We start from the raw sequence: 18,173 nt of genomic DNA, 5'->3' as shown, positions 1-18,173 counted from the left end.
CCACGATCGCCATTAGTGTTAACACGCCCTAGAGCACAAGGATGTGGTGGACAAACTAGCCACCGTGGGCTGCGAGCCCTTCAAGGGCACGGCGGCGCAGTTGGCCGCGCTGGTGCAGTCCGACCTGCCCAAGTGGAGCCGCGTGGTCAAGGAGACGGGTGCCACGGTCGATTGACCGCGCACCTTTCTGGGCACCCAACGGTTCCTCGCTTTTCAGATTTTTGACAACAACGACAACGGAGACATCGCTTTCATGAAAACCACCCGCAAGCAGTTCACCACCCTGGCCCTCGCCGCTCTGGCCACGGGCTTTATCGGCCACGCAGCAGCGCAGGGCGCCTACCCGTCGAAGAATGTCACCCTGGTGGTGCCCACCGCCGCCGGGGGCACCACCGACCTGTCGGCCCGCATGCTGGCGCAGGCCCTGGCGCCGGTGCTGGGCCAGTCGGTCATCGCAGACAACAAAGGCGGGGGCAACGGCAACATTGCGGCCAGCGCCGTCAAGCGGGCCGAGGCCGATGGCTACACGCTGCTGATGCAGTACTCGGGCTACCACGTCATCTCGCCCCATATCACCAAACAAAAGCAGTGGGAGCAGAGCGACTTCCAGCCCGTGGCCAATGTGATCTCGGCCCCGCAGATCATCGTGGTGCGGGCCGACCTGCCGGTGAAGACGCTGCCCGAGCTGATCGCCTACGCCAAGGCCAACCCCGGCAAGCTCAACTACGCCTCGTCGGGCAATGGCTCGCTGCAACACGTCACGGGTGCCATGCTGGAGCAGCAGGGCGGCATCAAGATGGTCCACGTGCCCTACAAGGGCACGGGCCCTGCGCTGCAGGACCTGCTGGGCGGCCAGGTGGACCTGACCTTTGGGACAGCGCCGCCCTTCATGCCCCACATCGCCAGCGGCAAGCTGCGCGTGCTGGCCGTGACGGGCAAGCAGCGCCTGCCCAGCCTGCCCGATGTGCCGACCACGGCCGAAGCGGGCTACCCCAAGGTCGATGCCACCTCGTGGTTTGCGGTGTTTGCCCCGGCGGCCGTACCCAAGGCCGTGGTGGACAAGCTCACGGCCGATATCCGCACCGTGGTGCAGAACCCAGCCTTCCAGCAGAAGGCGCAAGAGCAGGGCGCCACGGCCGACTACCAGACCCCGGCACAACTGGGCGATAAGGTGAAGGCCGATCTGGCCAACTGGGCGCAGGTGGTGAAGACCTCGAAGATCGAGGCGGAGTGATCGGGGTGCAGAGGTTTTGATCAAAATGGCTTCTAGCGCTTGTTAGATAAGCGCTGGCAGCTATTTATTTGGTAGTGAATGGGCAAGGCCGTGCCCGAGGCCACAATACGCGCCATGTCCCATTCCGAAGAACTCCTGGCGCAGGTGGCTGCGCTGCCCGCGCTGCCGGGCGTGTACCGCTATTTCGACGCGCAGGATGCGCTGCTGTACGTGGGCAAGGCGCTCAACCTCAAGCGCCGGGTGTCCAGCTACTTTCAGAAGAACCATGGCGGCACGCGCATCGGGCACATGGTCAGCAAGATCGTGCGCATGGAGACCACGGTGGTGCGCTCCGAGGCCGAGGCATTGCTGCTAGAGAACAACCTCATCAAGACGTTGAACCCCAAGTTCAACATCCTGTTTCGCGACGACAAGAGCTATCCCTACCTCAAGATCACCGGCACGACGGGTGCCCACACACGGGGCGATGCGCCGGGGCAGGTGTTTCCGCGCATGGCTTACTACCGGGGCGCGGTCGACAAAAAGCACCGCTACTTCGGCCCGTACCCCAGCGCCTGGGCGGTGAAGGAAACCATCCAGCTGCTGCAAAAGGTGTTCCGGCTGCGCACCTGCGAAGACACGGTGTTTGCCAACCGCACGCGGCCCTGCCTGCTGTTCCAGATCAAGCGCTGCACGGGGCCCTGCGTAGACCTGATCTCGCCCGAGGCCTATGCGGCTGATGTGCTGCACGCCGAGGCGCTGCTGCGCGGCGAAACGCAGGAGCTGCTGCAGGCGCTGGAGGCGCGCATGATGGCGCATTCCGACAAGCTCGAATTCGAGCAGGCTGCTGAGGTGCGCAATCAGATCCAGGCGCTGTCGCGCGTGCTGCACCAGCAGTCCATCGAGACGGTGGACGACAAGGATGTGGACATCCTGGCTGTGCGCGTGCAAGGTGGACGCGCCTGCGTGAACCTGGCCATGGTGCGCGGTGGCCGCCACCTGGGGGACCGGCCGTACTTTCCGGTGCATGTTGAAGATGCGGCGGCGGTGTTTGAGGAAGAGGGTGGCGATGGCGCAGACGAGGCGGTGGCAACCCCGTCTCGCCCCGCGCGCCCGGTGGAGGCGCTGGTGCTCGAAGCCTTCATCGCCCAGCACTACATCGGCGTGCCCGTGCCGCCGTTGCTGGTGACCAGCGTGCCGGTGGACAAAGCCCTGCTGGACGCGCTGACCGAACAAAGTGGCCTGCGCGTGAACGCCATCCACCAGCCCCGCGAACAGCGCCGCGCCTGGCTGGACATGGCGCAGAAGAACGCCGACCTGCAACTGGCCCGCCTGCTGGCCGAAGAAGGCTCGCAACAAGCCCGCACGCGGGCGCTGGCCGAGGCGCTGGACTTGCCGCCCGAAGACCTGGACCAGCTCACCATCGAGTGTTTCGACATCTCGCACACGGCCGGCGAATCTACGCAAGCGTCCTGTGTGGTGTTCCACCACCACAAGATGCAGAGCAGCGAGTACCGCCGCTACAAGATCGAGGGCATCACCGGCGGCGATGACTACGCCGCCATGCGCCAGGTGCTCACACGCCGCTACAGCAAGGTGGTGGAGGCGCAGCGCGAGGAGGGGGGCATCGACTTTGCCGCACCCGACGCGGAAGCTGGCGCGCCCACCCGCAAAGGGGCTGCGCGCCTGCCCGACCTGGTGCTCATCGACGGAGGCAAGGGCCAGGTGGGCGTGGCGCGCGAGGTGTTCACCGCGCTGGGGCTGGATCTGACCCGTATCGTGGGCGTGGAGAAGGGCGAGGGCCGCAAGGTGGGGCTGGAAGAGCTGGTGTTTGCCGATGGGCGCGAAAAGGTCTATCTGGGCAAGGACTCGGCCGCGCTGATGCTGGTGGCGCAGATTCGCGACGAGGCGCACCGCTTTGCCATCACCGGCATGCGCGCGGCACGGGCCAAGGTGCGCGTGGGGGGCGGGCAACTGGAAGAAATTGCGGGGGTAGGGCCCAAGAAGCGAGCGCGCCTGTTGCAACGTTTTGGCGGGGTGCGTGGTGTGGCATCCGCGAGCGTGGAGGACCTGGCCACCGTGGATGGCATCTCGCATGAATTGGCAGAAGAAATTTACAAGGCATTGAGATAAGCCCCATGTGCCGTTCCACGGCCGCGCCGTGACACAATCGCCGCCATGTTCTGGACTATCCCCACCTTGATGACCTGGACGCGCATCGTCGCGATACCTTTGATCGTGGGGGTGTTCTACGCGCCGCTGGAGCCCGCCACGCGCAACCTCATCGCGACGGTGATGTTCATCGTGTTTGCCGCCACCGACTGGCTGGACGGCTATCTGGCCCGCAAGCTCAACCAGACCTCGTCGTTTGGCGCGTTCCTGGACCCGGTGGCCGACAAGTTTCTGGTGTGTGCGTCGCTGCTGGTGCTGGTGCATCTGCAACGTGCCGATGTGTTCGTGGCGCTCATCATCATCGGCCGTGAGATTGCCATCTCTGCCCTGCGCGAATGGATGGCGCAGATTGGTGCGAGCAAGAGCGTGGCCGTGCACATGATCGGCAAGGTGAAGACCACGGTGCAGATGCTGGCCATTCCCTTCCTGCTGTACGACGGGCGCCTGTTCGGCGTGATCGACACGGGCGTGTGGGGCACCTGGCTCATCTGGGCCTCTGCGGTGCTCACTGTCTGGTCGATGGTGTACTACCTGCAGAAGGCGTTGCCCGAGATCCGGGCGCGCGTCAAATAATTTTCAAGTCTTTGATGTCTGAAGCGCTAGTGAGATAAGCGCGGACAGCTATATTTTCAGGAGCATCTGAATGGCGAAGCATCGCATTGCAGTCATTGCCGGTGATGGCATTGGCAAAGAGGTCATGCCCGAGGGGCTGCGTGTGCTGGACGAGGCTGCGCGCAAGTTTGGCATCGACCTGTACTTCGACCACTTCGACTTCTCGAGCTGGGACTACTACGAAAAGCACGGCAAGATGCTGCCCGACAACTGGAAGGACCAGATCGGCGGCCATGAGGCTATCTACTTTGGCGCCGTCGGATGGCCCGAAAAGATTGCGGACCATGTCTCACTCTGGGGTTCGCTGCTGCTGTTCCGCCGCGAGTTCGACCAGTACATCAACCTGCGCCCCGCGCGCCTCATGCCCGGCGTGATCGCCCCCGTGGTGCGCCGCGACGGCAGCCCGCGCCTGCCCGGCGAGATCGACATGTTGATCGTGCGCGAGAACACCGAAGGCGAATACTCCAGCATCGGCGGCCGCATGTACGAAGGCTCGCCGCGCGAGATCGTGATGCAGGAGACGGTGATGTCGCGCCACGGTGTGGACCGCGTCCTGAAGTTTGCGTTTGAGCTGGCCCAGTCGCGCCCCAAGAAGCACCTGACCAGCGCCACCAAGTCCAACGGCATCGCCATCACCATGCCCTACTGGGACGAGCGCGTGGCCGAGATGGCCAAGGCCTATCCCGATGTGAAGGTGGACAAGTTCCACATCGACATCCTCACGGCCCACTTCGTGCAGCGCCCCGACTTTTTTGATGTGGTGGTGGCCAGTAACCTGTTTGGTGACATCCTTTCCGACCTGGGCCCGGCTTGCACCGGCACCATCGGCATCGCGCCCAGCGCCAACCTCAACCCCACGCGCACCATGCCGTCGCTGTTCGAGCCCGTGCACGGCTCGGCGCCTGACATCGCAGGCAAGGGCATCGCCAACCCCATCGGGCAGATCTGGTGCGGCGCCATGATGCTGGACTTCCTGGGATACCGCGCTGCGCACGACGCTGTGCTGGCCGCGATTGAGGCCGTTTTGCAACCCGGTAGTGGTGCTCCTCGCACCCCGGACTTAGGTGGCACGGGCAGCACGCAGGATGTGGGCAAAGCCATCGCGCAGGCGCTCACAGCCCGTTGAGTACGGCTGGCTGCGGGGTGTCAATACGGAGTGCTGCCGATACGGCGTGTTTGAGACAAAAACCCCCGCCAAGCCCTGTCGCAGCGTGAAATACGACTAGAATTCAAAACAACGCTGACGCAAAACAGCGTGTTGTATTGACACTCTGAAACTCGATGGCTTTAATCTGATGCAGCAGCCACTGCTGTGTATGCCAGTCATTCCCCCGCTTGTTCTCCACCAGCCCCCGGCTGTGCTTGCAAGCGTGTGAAGACCAGATATCCGCGAGACATTCCGTTAACTCTTTACCGAGAGGCTTCTTGTGAACAAAACCGAATTGATTGAGCACATCGCTACCAACGCCGACATCTCCAAGGCCGCTGCTGCGCGTGCCCTGGAATCCACGATCGAGGCCGTCAAGAAGACTCTCAAGAAGGGCGGCACCGTGTCGCTCGTCGGTTTCGGTACTTTTGCCGTGGGCAAGCGTGCTGCCCGCACCGGTCGCAATCCCCGCACTGGCGCTACGATTAAAATCAAAGCTGCTAAAGTTCCAAAGTTCCGTCCTGGCAAGGCATTGAAAGACGCCTTGAACTGAGGATCAGTTTAGGTAGGGTCCTTAGCTCAGTTGGTAGAGCGGCTCCTTTACACGGAGTAGGTCGGCGGTTCGAGACCGTCAGGACCCACCACCACCGAACAAAGGCGAACGCAAGTTCGCCTTTTGTTTTTTGTCTTCTGAAAGATCGACCATGTTTGAATCCATCCGCAAGCACTCCAAGATCGTGATGATCTTCTTGTTCTTGCTGATCATTCCTTCGTTTGTGCTGGTAGGCATCGACCGCAACTATTTCTCTGAAAAGAGCCCGGTAGTGGCCCGTGTCGATGGCAACAACATCAACCAGACGGACTGGGACAATGCCCATCGCATGGAGACCGACCGCATTCGTGCCCAGTCTCCCTCGGTCGATCCCAAGTTGCTGGACTCTCCCAGTGCCCGCTATGCCACGCTGGAGCGGCTGGTGCGTGACCGCGTGCTGGCAGCTGCGGCGCAAAAGATGCACCTTGTGACCAGCGATGCCCGCCTGGCCCGCAGCCTGCAGGAAATCCCTGCGATTGCAGGGCTGAAGCGCCCGGACGGCACGCTCGATGCTGACGCCTACCGCGCCCTGGTGGCCGCGCAAGGCCTGACACCCGAAGGGTTTGAAGCCAATGTGCGCCGCGACATCTCGGTGAACCAGGTGATGGGTGGTGTGATGAGCACTGCATTTGGTACCGATGCCCAGGTCAAGCTCGCGCTCGACGCTTTGTACGAGCGCCGCGAGATCCAGGTTGCGCGCTTCAATGCCACCGACTTCGCCAGCAAGGTTACCCCCACGGATGCGGACCTGGAGGCTTACTACAAAGCCCATCCTGCCCAGTTCCAGCAACTGGAACAGGCAGCCATCGAGTACGTGGTGCTCGATCTCGACAGCGTGCGTGCCTCCATCACCCTGGGTGAAGACGACCTGCGCACCTACTACAAAGAGAACGTGGCTCGCATGACGGCGAAGGAAGAGCGCCGCGCGAGCCACATCCTGGTGAATGCTCCCAAGGATGCATCCGCTGCAGATCGCGAGAAGGCCAAGGCCCGTGCCACCGAGCTGCTGGCCCAGGTGCGCAAGGCGCCAGGCACCTTTGCCGAAGTCGCGAAAAAGTCCTCTGACGACAAGGGCTCTGCCACTGCGGGCGGTGACCTGAATTTCTTTGCCCGGGGTGCCATGGTCAAGCCCTTCGAAGAGGCTGCTTTTGCGCTGAAGAAAGGCGAAATCAGCGACCTGGTGGAGACCGAGTTTGGGTACCACATCATCCAGCTCACCGATATCAAGACACCTCGCCAGCCCACGTTTGAAGAACTGCGCCCCACCATGGAGGCAGAGCTCAAACAGCAGCAGGCGCAGCGCAAGTTTGCCGAGGTGGCAGAAGCCTTCACCAACGGTGTGTATGAGCAGGCGGACAGCCTCCAGCCCGTGGCGGACAAGCTCAAGCTGAAGATCCAGACGGCCAAGGGCGTGACGCGGACCCCTGCCGCAGGTGCCAAGGGCCCGCTGGCCAATGCCAAGTTCCTCGAAGCGCTTTTCGCCACCGACTCGCTGCAGAACAAGCGCAACACCGAGGCGGTGGAAGTGGGCCCGAGCCAGATGGCTGCTGGCCGTGTGACCGCTTACACCCCTGCGCTGACACTGCCGTATGACGAAGTGAAGGCCCGTGTCCGCACTTTGTATGTGGCTGAGAAATCTGCCGAACTCGCACGCAAGGAGGGCGAGGCCAAACTTGCCGCATGGAAGGCCGCCCCGTCTTCTGCCACTGGCTTGGCTGCATCGACCGAGGTTTCTCGTGAACAAACCCAGAACCTGCCGCGCGCCCTCATCGACGCCGCGCTGCGAGCCCCCGCCGAGACACTCCCCGGCTGGACGGGCGTGGATTTGGGGACTGCCGGTTACGCCGTGGTCAAGGTCAACCGCGTGGTGCCGCGCCAGGCGCCGGATGCACAGCGTGCGCAGCAGGAGCGCCAACAATACGTGCAGTGGTTGGCCACGGCCGAAGGGCTGGCTTACTATGAATTGCTCAAGCAGCGCTTCAAGGTGCAGATCAAGGCGCCGCGCCCTGAGGCTGTGACGGCAGTCACTGCAGAAAATTAAGCGATTTGATGTCCGGGGCCAAAATCCCGGGCTATAATACAAAGCTACGGTGGCTGTAGCTCAGTTGGTAGAGTCCAGGATTGTGATTCCTGTTGTCGTGGGTTCGAGCCCCATCAGCCACCCCAAAACAGCAAAGCGCTGCAACAGAAATGTTGCAGCGCTTTTTGCTTTGGGGCTCAGGTTGTTGTCGTGCGCTTATCTATTTGCAGCCTCGCGGACTAAATAGGTTTTCTCCATCAATAACCCAGCCTTCAGCGCACCACAGTCCCGCACGGCGCATACTGCGTGCTTAACCTTTCGGGAGTTTCTGATGAGCCTTGTGATTCGCGACGCGTCGCCCAGTGAAAAACGCGGCAACGCCATGTCTGCGGCCTTGGCCAAAGAGCAACTTCAATACGCAGTCCAGATCGTGCGCGACGTGTTGCCGCAAAGCGCCGGCGATACGGCTCTGATCGGCGCCCTGGTCCAGGCCATCGCCATGAATTACGCTGCTGTGCCGCAGCCCAATCGCTAGGGTTGGGGCTGAGCGCGACGAAGTGTTTGATCCGCATCCGTCATCCAGCGGACGCGGGCATTGCCCGGCCGTTCCACGCTCGTCAGAACGGCTTGATTGGTACGTAAGAGAGCTTGAAAGCTGCCAGCCAAGAGGCTGGCCTGCCCGGAGGGACTCGAACCCCCGACCTATAGCTTAGAAGGCTATTGCTCTATCCAGTTGAGCTACGGGCAGATGGAGGTGGTCGGCCGTGTGGCCGACCGGCTTGCGGAGTGTCCGCAACTGCTTGGCGCAGGGCGCTAATCATACCCGCCCTGACCGGTGCTCCTGGCGCTGCCGCCGGGGCGATTTTGCTGCCGGGACGGTGATGCGGTTATAACCGGGTCATCCCCCCGTTTTGCCTGCCCTCTGGAGCATTTTCCCATGCCACACAGCGTCACGCTGATCCACACCATTGCTGCCGCCTTGGGCTTAGCGCTGGTGCTGGGCTTTCTGGCCGCCCGTTTGCGGCTGCCAGCCCTGGTGGGGTATTTGCTGGCGGGGGTGGCCATCGGCCCGTTCACTCCTGGTTTTGTTGCCGATGCAGCCTTGGCCAGCCAGTTGGCGGAGATCGGCGTGATGCTGCTGATGTTTGGCGTAGGGCTGCATTTTTCTTGGGGCGACCTTCTGGCGGTGCGCAAGATTGCCGTGCCGGGCGCCGTGGTGCAGATGATGGTGGCGACGTCGCTCGGTATGGCATTGGCCCTGTGGTGGGGCTGGGGCATGGGGGGGGCTCTGGTGTTTGGTTTGGCGCTGTCGGTGGCCAGCACGGTGGTGCTGCTGCGTGCGCTGGAGACGCTGGGGATTCTGGACAGCTACACCGGACGCATTGCGGTGGGGTGGCTGGTGGTGGAGGACCTGGCCATGGTGCTGGTGCTGGTGCTGCTACCACCGCTGGGGGGATGGCTGGGAGGCGGCTCCGGGGCCGACCTGGATGCTGCGCAGCTCTGGCGCACGCTCGGGTGGACGCTGCTGCAGGTGGGCGGGTTTGTGGCGCTGATGCTGCTTGTGGGGCGCAGGTTGTTTCCTTGGCTGCTATGGCAGGTGGCACGCACCGGGTCGCGTGAACTGTTCACGCTGTGTGTGGTGGCTGCGGCGGTGGGCATTGCGTTTGGGTCGGCTGCGCTGTTTGGCGTGTCGTTTGCGCTTGGGGCCTTCTTTGCAGGCATGGTGATGCGGGAGTCCGAGTTCAGCCACCGTGCGGCGCACGAGTCGCTGCCGCTGCGCGATGCGTTTGCTGTGCTTTTTTTCGTGTCCGTCGGCATGCTGTTCAACCCGGCGGTCTTGTGGGAGCGTCCGCTGCAGGTGCTGGCGGTGGTTGCCATCATCATGCTGGGCAAGACCGTGGCCGCAGCGGGTCTGGTGCTGGCGTTCCGGTATCCGCTCAACACGGCGCTCACTGTGTCGGCCAGTTTGGCGCAGATTGGGGAGTTCTCGTTCATTCTGGTCGCACTGGGCTCCTCTTTGGGCCTGTTGCCGCCGGAAGGGGCCAGCCTGGTGCTGGCGGGCGCTTTGTTCTCCATGGCGCTCAACCCGTTGTTGTTCCGTGCCATTGCACCGTTGCAAGATTGGCTGCGTGCCCGGTCCGCGTGGGCCAGACGGCTGGAGCAGCGTGATGATCCCCTGGCCGAGTTACCCACGACCACCGATTCACGCTATCTCGCGCGGCAGGTTGTGCTGGTTGGTTACGGCCGGGTGGGGCGGCGCGTGGCGGCGACTCTGGCGGCCAACGATATTCCGTTTGTGGTGGCCGAGCAGAACCGGGAACTGGTGGAGGCCTTGCGTGCCGATGGCGTGGCCGCAGTGTTTGGCGACGCGGTGGAGCCCGCCGTGCTGATACAGGCGCACATCGCGCGGGCCGCGATGCTGGTGGTGGCCACCCCCGACGCATTGCAGGTGCGCCAGATGATCGAGACCGCGCAGACTTTGAACCCGGGTGTGGACATTGTGGTGCGCAGCCACAATGAGGACGAGGCCCAGCGGCTGGTGCAGGAATGCAGCCACGCCCAGGTGTTCCTTGCAGAAGATGCCTTGGCGCAGGCCATGACCCGCCACGTGCTGGAGCGTGCCCGGGAGCGTCAGTCCCGCGCCACGCGACCTGCGCCACTGCACGGACCGGCATGATATGAGCCAAATCTGCCGGTTGCGCTAGAAGAATATGCCTAAGCAGCTATTTGATTGATAGCAAATTGATGGCGGCACTCAAGGGGGCAGCGTAGCTTCCGGACGGCGTCTTCACGGAGTGCCCCATCTACCCCCGCCTGGGTGACAAGCCCCGGCATCACGCCGCCAGAGGCCTGCCTCACGGCGAGGGTCAATCCGTTTCTTCAAACACCAGAGAGGGCACAGCCATCACGCGTGCGCTCTGGCCCAGCTCCTGGATCAGATGGTTGGCAAAGTAGCTGTTTTGCGTGTCGGGCTCCAGCGCAGCCACGGCCAGGTTCGCACGCGGCTGATTCAGCGGCACATAGAAGCTGCCAGCGGGCGCGTCGATGGCGCTGCGCAGTGTGGACACCTGCACGCGAACGATGTCGCCGCTGCCAGCAATGGTGCCGATCACGTCCTGGCGGTTGCCGGCTTCGCGCGTGGTTTCGCGGTAGCTCTCGGCCAGCACGGAGCCAGGCTCTGCCACCCGCATGACCTGGATGCCCAGTTGGCGCAGACGTTCCACGGCCGCACTGGCGTCCGCCGACAGCCAGTAGCCGCAGGGCCGTGCACGCACCTTGGTGTTGCGCAGCGTCAGCGATGAGTTCCAGTCCACACGAATACTGCGGTCTGCGCCGGTCTCGGGGTCCAGAAAATCCAGGTCGCGCTGGGTGGGGGTGGCCTCGGCCTCGATGACCACCTGGTCACGACAGGCCATGGCACTCACGTCACGGGCCACGAACGAGCGCACCTGCTCCAGGTTGGCGGCGCGTTCAGCGGTGGTGCGCAGGGCGCTGGTGATGGCCGTGACCTGCGCATGCACGCGGCGCTGGATGTGCATGCGGCCAATGCCCACACCCCGGGTCTCGATCAGCAGGCTGACCGTGTTCTTCAGGCCGTGGACGTTGCGCCCCGTGTCGGGCTGGGTGCCGCCCATGGAGATGCGCTTGTCCTGCAGGTTGGTCGAGGTGGTGTAGTACCAGTCACTCGTCAGACCCTGGGCCTTGAGGGCGGCCACCATGGGCTGGTGAAACCACTCTTGCGACGCCTTGGTGAGGAACTCGGGGTAGTTGGCGGTGGTGGTGTATTGCAGCAGCGCGTCGTAGCGCTGGATGGCGTTGAACTTCTGCAGATAGCGGCCCACCACGGTGTACTCGTGGGCGTCCACGACGAGGATGGGGCGGTAGTCGTTGATGACCTGCGCCAGGGCGCGGGCTTCGGGGGTATTGAGCAACAGGTGGTCGCGGTTCATGTCCACGCCGTTGGCAGTAACTCGCGTGCCCACCTCAGCGCCATCCGGGTTGGCGCGGGGCACCACCACCACGTTGATGCGGTCCAGCAGCGGTTCGAGCAGGCCCTGGGCCAGCTCGCGGCTGATGACCAGCAGGGCTTCACTGCCGGCAGGTTCGTCGCCATGCTGCTGCCCGATCAGCACGACGGTGGGGCGGCCGCTCTTGTCCAGGCTGGCAGGGTCTGTGCCGGCGGCACGTGTGACCAGCAGGCCCTGTATGGGCTCGCCGCGCTGCGAGGTGCCGATCTGCAGCAACTGGGTGCGCGTGCCGCCACGGGGCGCACTGTCGCTCAGGCTGCGCAGCCATTGGCCCACCTCTGCATTGGTCGTGAAGGCCCTGCGGTCGGTCCCCAGACCGGGGGTGCTGTAGACCACTGACGGGTTGGGGAACCGCGCGGCCACTGCATCGCCATAGGGCGGCGCCATGGGCGCTTCGTCGCGCACCAGAAGCGGTGCGGATTGGGGCAGGGGGCTGGCCACCACGGTGGCGCGCTGTGGAGGCACCTGCGCGGGTGTCTGTTGTCCCAGCGGCGCGGGGACCACAGTGCCTTGCTGGACGCGCGGCAGGGGCGCGGGGGCGCTGCGCTGCTGGGCGGTTGGCGCGGAGGGCCAGGGCGGCAGCGGGGTGCTGCCGCAGGCTGTCAGCAGCAGCGCTGCCAGTGTGGCCGGAGCGGCCCAGCGCGTGATCCGTGGTTCAGGGCGTGAAAGCGGGGTGGCATCGGCGCGGCCGCGCTGGAAGTGGTGCTGGGTCATGGTGTGGGCTGCCAGAGAGAACCCCGGACGTGGGGCGAGTAGGGCGCTTTGTACGTGGATGTTACCTGCGCGCACCCGACTCTCCTTGTCAGCGTACATCCCGTTGCAAACGCATGGCGGCTTGGGCTGTCGCGGTGATCAGCGAGGGATGTTGCTGGGTGCAGTGGCGTCAGTGGGCGAAGGGGATGCGCTCTGGATCGGAGGCGAACTGGGCAGCTTCAGCCGCAACAGGGCGCGCACAAAGCCGTGGTCCGAGCGCGTGCGGTCGCGTCCTTCATGCAGGTGGTCATTGAAATAATCCACCCGGCGCACATCACCCACGCTGTTGCGCCCGTTGGGCAGGAACTCCTCGCTGACCAGGATCTGGTCCAGCACATAGGGGGCGCCCTGGTGGATGTGGGAGTAGGCCACGTCCTTTTTCAAGGCGAAATCTCCCTGCAGGTCGTACGCATTGAACAGTGCCACATCGCGGGCCGTCCGGTCGTAGGCAATGTCGTTGGTGGCGCAGATCAGTTGCGTGGTGACGCTGTCGGGGGTGTCGTTGAAGTCGCCCAGGACCACCAGGGGCACGCTGGTGCGGTGCAGCAGATCGATCACCAGGCAGCGCAGGGCCATGGCCTCGGCGCCACGCATGATCAGTGAGCGCAGCGAGGCCAGTGCGACCACCTTGCGGTCGTCCCGGTCCTCGGTCGGCTGGCCCAGGGCATCCTGCAGAAACTTGGGGCGCTTGGATTTGAGATGGGCGGTGAGGACGTTGAGGGTCTGGCCATGTTTCATCCGCAAGGTGGCCACAAGGGGCGGACGCTCAAAGCGCGTGTGTTGGCCAATGCCGGGCACGTCCACCTGAAAACCCGGGGGGAAGTCGGCGAAGGACTGCACAGCCTCCACCTTGAGCCGCGTAGCCAGGCCCACCCGGGGTGTGCCCTGCGCACCTTGCTGGGTGTCGTTGTTCTCGGCTCCAGGTACGGCGACGAAGTCGTAGCGCATGCCGCCCCGGCTCAACGCCCCCTTGAAAGCCGCTTCGTCCCAGACCTCCTGCACGGTCAGCACATCGGCGTTCAGTGCCCGAAAGCGCTCGCCCAGCCAGGTGATCTTGCGCTCAAACTCGGTCTGGCTGTAGGGGTCCTGGTTCTCGTAGAACAGGCGACCCGGGTTGGCCAGGTTGAGCACATTGCAAGTGGCCACCATGAGGGTGTCCAGCGGTTGGGGGAGTTCGTTGGGGCGCATGAAGGGCGTACAGCGTAGGCGGGGTCACGACGGCTGCACCCTGTATCAACTGGCCTGCAGCGCGCGGCCGGACAGCACTTGCAGCCCGGGTCGGCCCAACTGTACGGCACGGACGAGCGCACGGGCCACCTCCGCCCCGGGGCGGGCACGGTAGTTGGCGGGCAGGACCGGGTTCAGCCACTGAAACAGTTTGAGCGACAGGGACTCTGCGGGCCGGTGGGCTTGTTGCAGCGCCCGACGTTCGCCCATAAGCAGGGATGGGCGTGCAATGACCAGCGTCTCAAAACCCAGCTGCTGAAGGTCGCGCTCGACCTCGCCTTTGACGCGGTTGTAAAAGATGCGCGATTGCGCATTGGCCCCCATGGCGGTGACCACGCCACAGCGGGTGGCGCCCGCCGCGCGCGCTGCGCGGGCCGTGGCCATCACGGCGTCATAGTCCACCGCACGGAACGCGCTCTGGCTGCCGGCTGCAGCCATGGTGGTGCCCAGGGTGATGTAAACATCATCGACGTGCGGCAAGGCGGGCATCGCCGCAAAATCCACCGCGTGCAGTTGCAGGCGGGGATGGTTCAGCGCTGGCGCACGCCGCCCTTTGGCGTGCAGCACATGGATGCTGGCGCCCGCTGCGTCCGTGGTGTTGGCAGGGGGCGCTTTGCGCGTATCAGCGGTTAAAAGAGCCGCGAGGACCGCCTGGCCCACGAGGCCCGTTGCCCCGGCCACCACCGCCACCCGCGCCTGATCCGCCGCCATAGCCACCACCTCCAGAGTTGCGATACCCACCGCCACCACCACGGCGACCGCGTTCAGCCATGCTGTCCACGCTGGTGCGCATGGGGTCGGGCTGACCGCCCGCACCATGGCCCGAGCTGCGATGGCCTGGATTGCTGTGACCCAGGTGGGTGCCCAGGTGCGCATTGGCGCGGGGGGGTTGTGCGTCATCGTAGCGATGGCCGCCACCGCCCTCTGGGCGTGGGCCCCGGCTGCGTGCTGGTGCCTGGGATGCGCCGTCGCGCGGGCCGCCGCGACCACCACCTTGTCCGCCACGGCCGCCACCGGCCGGGCCCTGGGCGTTGCGGGGCGCGCCGCCGCCGGAGCGGCCACCGCCGCCATTGCCGGCGCGGGGGCCGCGCTCACCGCCACCCTGGCCGCCGCCTTGGCTGGCCTTGTTGGTGCGGATGCGTTCCATCATTTCGGTGCGGGCGGCCTTGGCGGCCGCCTGCATCACGTCGCGGCTCGGGGGCTTGCCTGCGCCGCCCCAGATGGTCTGGCGGCCCATGGCGATGGGCTCGGCCTTTTCACCAGGCTCGGGGCCAAAGCCTTCGATGACTTGCACGGGGATCTGCTGCTTGGTGAAGCGCTCGATGTCCATCATGAAGCCTTCTTCGTCCATGCAGACCAGGCTCACGGCCTCGCCGGTAGCGCCAGCACGGCCCGTGCGGCCAATGCGGTGCACGTAGTCTTCAGGGACGTTGGGGATTTCGTAGTTGACGACGTGCGGCAGGTCATCAATGTCGATGCCGCGCGCAGCGATATCGGTGGCCACCAGGGCGCGGATCTCGCCGCTCTTGAAGCCTGCCAAGGCCTGCGTACGGGCGCTCTGGCTCTTGTTGCCGTGCAGTGCCATGGCCTGCACACCGTTCTTGGTCAGGAACTCGGCCACGTTGTTGGCGCCGAACTTGGTGCGCGTGAACACGAGCACCTGGCTCCAGTTGTGCTGCTGGATGATGTGCAGCAGCACCTGCTTTTTCTTGCCGCGGCCCACGGGGTGGATCACCTGCGAGATGCGTTGCACCGTGGTGTTGCGCGGGGTGACCTGAATGCTCTGGGGGTTCTTGAGCAGGGTGTTGGCCAGCTCGCGGATCTCATCGCTGAAAGTGGCCGAGAACAGCAGACTTTGCTTGTCATTGGGCACCAGGGCCAGCACCTTCTTCACGTCGTGGATGAAACCCATGTCCAGCATGCGGTCGGCTTCGTCCAGCACCAGCACTTCTACCGTGGACAGGTCCAGGAAGCCCTGTTGCTGCAGGTCCAGCAGGCGGCCGGGGGTGGCCACCAGGATGTCCACGCCACGCTTGATACGGTCGATTTGTGGGTTCATGCCCACGCCGCCAAAGACCACCGTGGAATTGATGTCCAGGTACTTTCCGTATTCGCGCACAGATTCTTCGACCTGGGCGGCGAGTTCGCGGGTGGGGGTTAGCACCAGGGCGCGGATGCCCTTGCCACCAAACTTGTTCTTGGGTGCCGTGCCTTGCGAGAGGCGGTGCAGCATGGGCAGGGTGAACGCGGCGGTCTTGCCGGTGCCAGTCTGCGCGCCGGCCAGAAGGTCGTGGCCTTCCAGAACAGCGGGAATGGCCTGGGCCTGAATGGGCGTGGGGGTTTCATAGCCCGTTTCGTGCACGGCCTTCAGGATGGCAGGAGCCAGGTTCAGTTCGTCAAATGTCATGTCATTGGATGCGCCCGTCCGGGGCGCTGGGTATCCGCCTGTCGTGCAACCGGGAGGTTGCCGAGCCAGTCTCAGGCTGATGAGGTTCAGGATTGGGAGCCCGGAAGCGTGGCTTCCTTCGTCCCCAGCAGTGTGCTGATGTGGCGGGCAACTGGAGCCCACAACGGGGGTATTGTCGCATGGACCGATAATCCAAGGTTTGAGAGCGCGTTCGGCGTCCTTTTGGATTGCTCCAAATGGTCCTCCAAACCCGCTCGGATGCAGACTTCCTGCCCACTTTCGCAAGCTAGAACCCTCCATGGCCCAATACGTTTATTCGATGAATCGCGTCTCCAAGACCGTGCCGCCCAAGCGGCAGATCTTGAAGGACATCTCCCTGAGCTTTTTCCCGGGCGCCAAGATCGGCGTGCTGGGTCTGAACGGCTCGGGCAAATCCACGCTGCTGAAGATCATGGCGGGCGTGGACAAGGAGATCGAGGGCGAGGCCATCCCGATGCCGGGCATCAAGATCGGCTACCTGCCCCAGGAGCCGCAGCTCAACAACGAGCACACGGTGCGCGAAAGCGTGGAAGAGGCCATGGGCGAAGTGTTTGCCGCCAAGGCCAAGCTCGAAGAGGTGTATGCCGCCTACGCCGAGCCCGATGCCGACTTTGACGCCCTCGCTGCAGAGCAGGCGCGCCTGGAAGCCATCATCGCCACGGCCGGCACAGACTCCGAGCACCAGCTCGAAATCGCGGCCGACGCACTGCGCCTGCCCCCATGGGATGCAAAGGTCGGCCTGCTGTCGGGGGGCGAGAAGCGCCGCATCGCACTGTGCCGCCTGCTGCTGTCCAAGCCCGACATGCTGCTGCTGGACGAGCCCACCAACCACTTGGACGCCGAGTCGGTCGATTGGCTGGAGCAGTTCCTGCACCGTTTCCCGGGCACCGTGGTGGCCATCACCCACGATCGCTACTTCCTGGACAACGCCGCCGAGTGGATTCTGGAACTGGACCGGGGCTACGGCATCCCCTACAAGGGCAACTACAGCACCTGGCTGGACCAGAAGCAGGCCCGCCTGGAGTCCGAGCAAAAGGGCGAAGAGGCCCGTGCCAAGGCCCTGAAGAAGGAACTGGAGTGGGTGCGCCAGAACGCCAAGGGCCGTCAGGCCAAGAGCAAGGCGCGTATCGCCCGCTTCGAAGAACTGAGCGACTACGAATACCAAAAGCGCAACGAAACGCAGGAAATCTTCATTCCTGTGGCCGAGCGCCTGGGCACGCAGGTCATCGAGTTCAAGAACGTCACCAAGTCATTTGGCGACCGCGTGCTCATCGACAACCTGTCCATGAACATCCCAGCCGGCGCCATCGTCGGCATCATTGGCCCCAACGGTGCCGGTAAATCGACCCTGTTCAAGCTCATCGCGGGTCGCGAACAGCCGGACAGCGGCGAGGTCGTGATCGGCTCGACCGTGAAGATGGCCTTTGTGGACCAGCACCGTGATGCCCTGTCGGACGACAAGACCGTGTGGGAAGACATCTCCGGCGGCCTGGACATGATCAACATCGGCAAGTTCACCATGGCCAGCCGCGCCTACGCAGGGCGCTTCAACTTCAACGGCGGCGACCAGCAAAAGAAGGTGGGCATGCTGTCGGGCGGTGAGCGCGGCCGACTGCACCTGGCCAAGACGCTGATCGCGGGCGGCAACGTGCTGCTGCTGGACGAACCCTCGAACGACCTGGACGTGGAAACCCTGCGCGCGCTGGAAGACGCTTTGCTTGAATACGCGGGCACAGTGTTGGTTATCAGCCACGATCGCTGGTTCCTGGACCGTATTGCCACGCACATCCTGGCCGCCGAAGGTGACAGCCAGTGGACGTTCTTTGACGGCAATTACCAGGAGTACGAAGCCGACAAGAAGAAGCGACTCGGTGAAGAGGGTGCAAAGCCCAAGCGGATGCGTTTCAAGGCCCTCAAATAAGGGCCGAGGTCAAGTAGGATTGCATCTGGAAACCTCTTGCCC

General features: G+C 64.1%; 13 protein-coding genes, 3 tRNA genes and 1 pseudogene. 12 read left to right on the top strand and 5 right to left on the bottom strand.

Annotation, left to right across the window (positions count from 1 at the left end; genetic code table 11):
* Window positions 1-25: 25 nt before the first annotated feature.
* The 10 genes and pseudogenes from C380_RS25060 to C380_RS15085 form a co-directional block, all read left to right on the top strand.
* Window positions 26-175, top strand: a pseudogene (locus C380_RS25060) (tripartite tricarboxylate transporter substrate binding protein); the annotation flags it as partial.
* 78 nt (window positions 176-253) lie between these two features.
* On the top strand, window positions 254-1,234 hold the full coding sequence (locus tag C380_RS15125; protein WP_015014724.1) for a tripartite tricarboxylate transporter substrate binding protein: 981 nt from the start codon (window positions 254-256) through the stop codon (window positions 1,232-1,234).
* A gap of 114 nt (window positions 1,235-1,348) precedes the next feature.
* Window positions 1,349-3,346: an excinuclease ABC subunit UvrC gene (uvrC, locus tag C380_RS15120; protein ID WP_043566649.1), complete on the top strand. Its 1,998-nt coding sequence runs from the start codon at window positions 1,349-1,351 to the stop codon at window positions 3,344-3,346.
* 45 nt (window positions 3,347-3,391) lie between these two features.
* Complete coding sequence (gene pgsA / locus C380_RS15115) at window positions 3,392-3,958, top strand: CDP-diacylglycerol--glycerol-3-phosphate 3-phosphatidyltransferase (RefSeq protein ID WP_015014722.1); 567 nt, start codon at window positions 3,392-3,394, stop codon at window positions 3,956-3,958.
* A 70-nt stretch (window positions 3,959-4,028) separates the two neighbouring features.
* A complete protein-coding gene (locus C380_RS15110) occupies window positions 4,029-5,123 on the top strand; it encodes a tartrate dehydrogenase (RefSeq protein WP_015014721.1) in 1,095 nt (364 codons plus the stop codon).
* Window positions 5,124-5,424: 301 nt separating this feature from the next.
* Entirely contained in the window at window positions 5,425-5,697 is a 273-nt protein-coding gene (locus tag C380_RS15105) for an HU family DNA-binding protein (RefSeq protein ID WP_008906675.1), read from the top strand.
* A gap of 15 nt (window positions 5,698-5,712) precedes the next feature.
* Window positions 5,713-5,788, top strand: a tRNA-Val gene (locus C380_RS15100).
* Window positions 5,789-5,848: 60 nt separating this feature from the next.
* Complete coding sequence (locus tag C380_RS15095) at window positions 5,849-7,777, top strand: SurA N-terminal domain-containing protein (RefSeq protein ID WP_015014720.1); 1,929 nt, start codon at window positions 5,849-5,851, stop codon at window positions 7,775-7,777.
* A 49-nt stretch (window positions 7,778-7,826) separates the two neighbouring features.
* A tRNA-His gene (locus tag C380_RS15090) sits at window positions 7,827-7,902 on the top strand.
* Window positions 7,903-8,087: 185 nt separating this feature from the next.
* Complete coding sequence (locus C380_RS15085) at window positions 8,088-8,291, top strand: hypothetical protein (protein ID WP_015014719.1); 204 nt, start codon at window positions 8,088-8,090, stop codon at window positions 8,289-8,291.
* Between the two features lie 136 nt (window positions 8,292-8,427).
* Here the strand turns inward: C380_RS15085 and C380_RS15080 are convergent.
* Window positions 8,428-8,504 (bottom strand) — tRNA-Arg (locus tag C380_RS15080).
* A gap of 189 nt (window positions 8,505-8,693) precedes the next feature.
* On the opposite strand from C380_RS15080, the gene ybaL reads away from it, so the two are divergent.
* Complete coding sequence (gene ybaL / locus C380_RS15075; protein WP_015014718.1) at window positions 8,694-10,433, top strand: YbaL family putative K(+) efflux transporter; 1,740 nt, start codon at window positions 8,694-8,696, stop codon at window positions 10,431-10,433.
* Between the two features lie 190 nt (window positions 10,434-10,623).
* Here the strand turns inward: ybaL and C380_RS15070 are convergent, their stop codons facing one another.
* From C380_RS15070 to C380_RS15055, 4 genes are all read right to left on the bottom strand, one after another.
* Window positions 10,624-12,498, bottom strand: coding sequence for a M14 family metallopeptidase (locus C380_RS15070; RefSeq protein ID WP_015014717.1), 1,875 nt, complete (start codon window positions 12,496-12,498; stop codon window positions 10,624-10,626).
* Window positions 12,499-12,636: 138 nt separating this feature from the next.
* Window positions 12,637-13,725: an endonuclease/exonuclease/phosphatase family protein gene (locus C380_RS15065; RefSeq protein ID WP_015014716.1), complete on the bottom strand. Its 1,089-nt coding sequence runs from the start codon at window positions 13,723-13,725 to the stop codon at window positions 12,637-12,639.
* Window positions 13,726-13,770: 45 nt separating this feature from the next.
* On the bottom strand, window positions 13,771-14,475 hold the full coding sequence (locus C380_RS15060; protein WP_015014715.1) for a nucleoside-diphosphate sugar epimerase: 705 nt from the start codon (window positions 14,473-14,475) through the stop codon (window positions 13,771-13,773).
* Window positions 14,387-16,171: a DEAD/DEAH box helicase gene (locus C380_RS15055; RefSeq protein ID WP_015014714.1), complete on the bottom strand. Its 1,785-nt coding sequence runs from the start codon at window positions 16,169-16,171 to the stop codon at window positions 14,387-14,389. The genes C380_RS15060 and C380_RS15055 overlap by 89 nt, the downstream gene beginning before the upstream one ends.
* Before the next feature lie 298 nt (window positions 16,172-16,469).
* Here C380_RS15055 and ettA point away from each other — a divergent pair, with 298 nt between their 5' ends.
* On the top strand, window positions 16,470-18,131 hold the full coding sequence (gene ettA, locus C380_RS15050) for an energy-dependent translational throttle protein EttA (protein ID WP_015014713.1): 1,662 nt from the start codon (window positions 16,470-16,472) through the stop codon (window positions 18,129-18,131).
* Window positions 18,132-18,173: the final 42 nt, after the last annotated feature.

Origin of the sequence: Acidovorax sp. KKS102 (assembly GCF_000302535.1) — a bacterium.
Taxonomy (GTDB): Bacteria; Pseudomonadota; Gammaproteobacteria; order Burkholderiales; family Burkholderiaceae_C; genus Acidovorax.
This window is presented reverse-complemented; position numbering and strand designations above follow the sequence as displayed.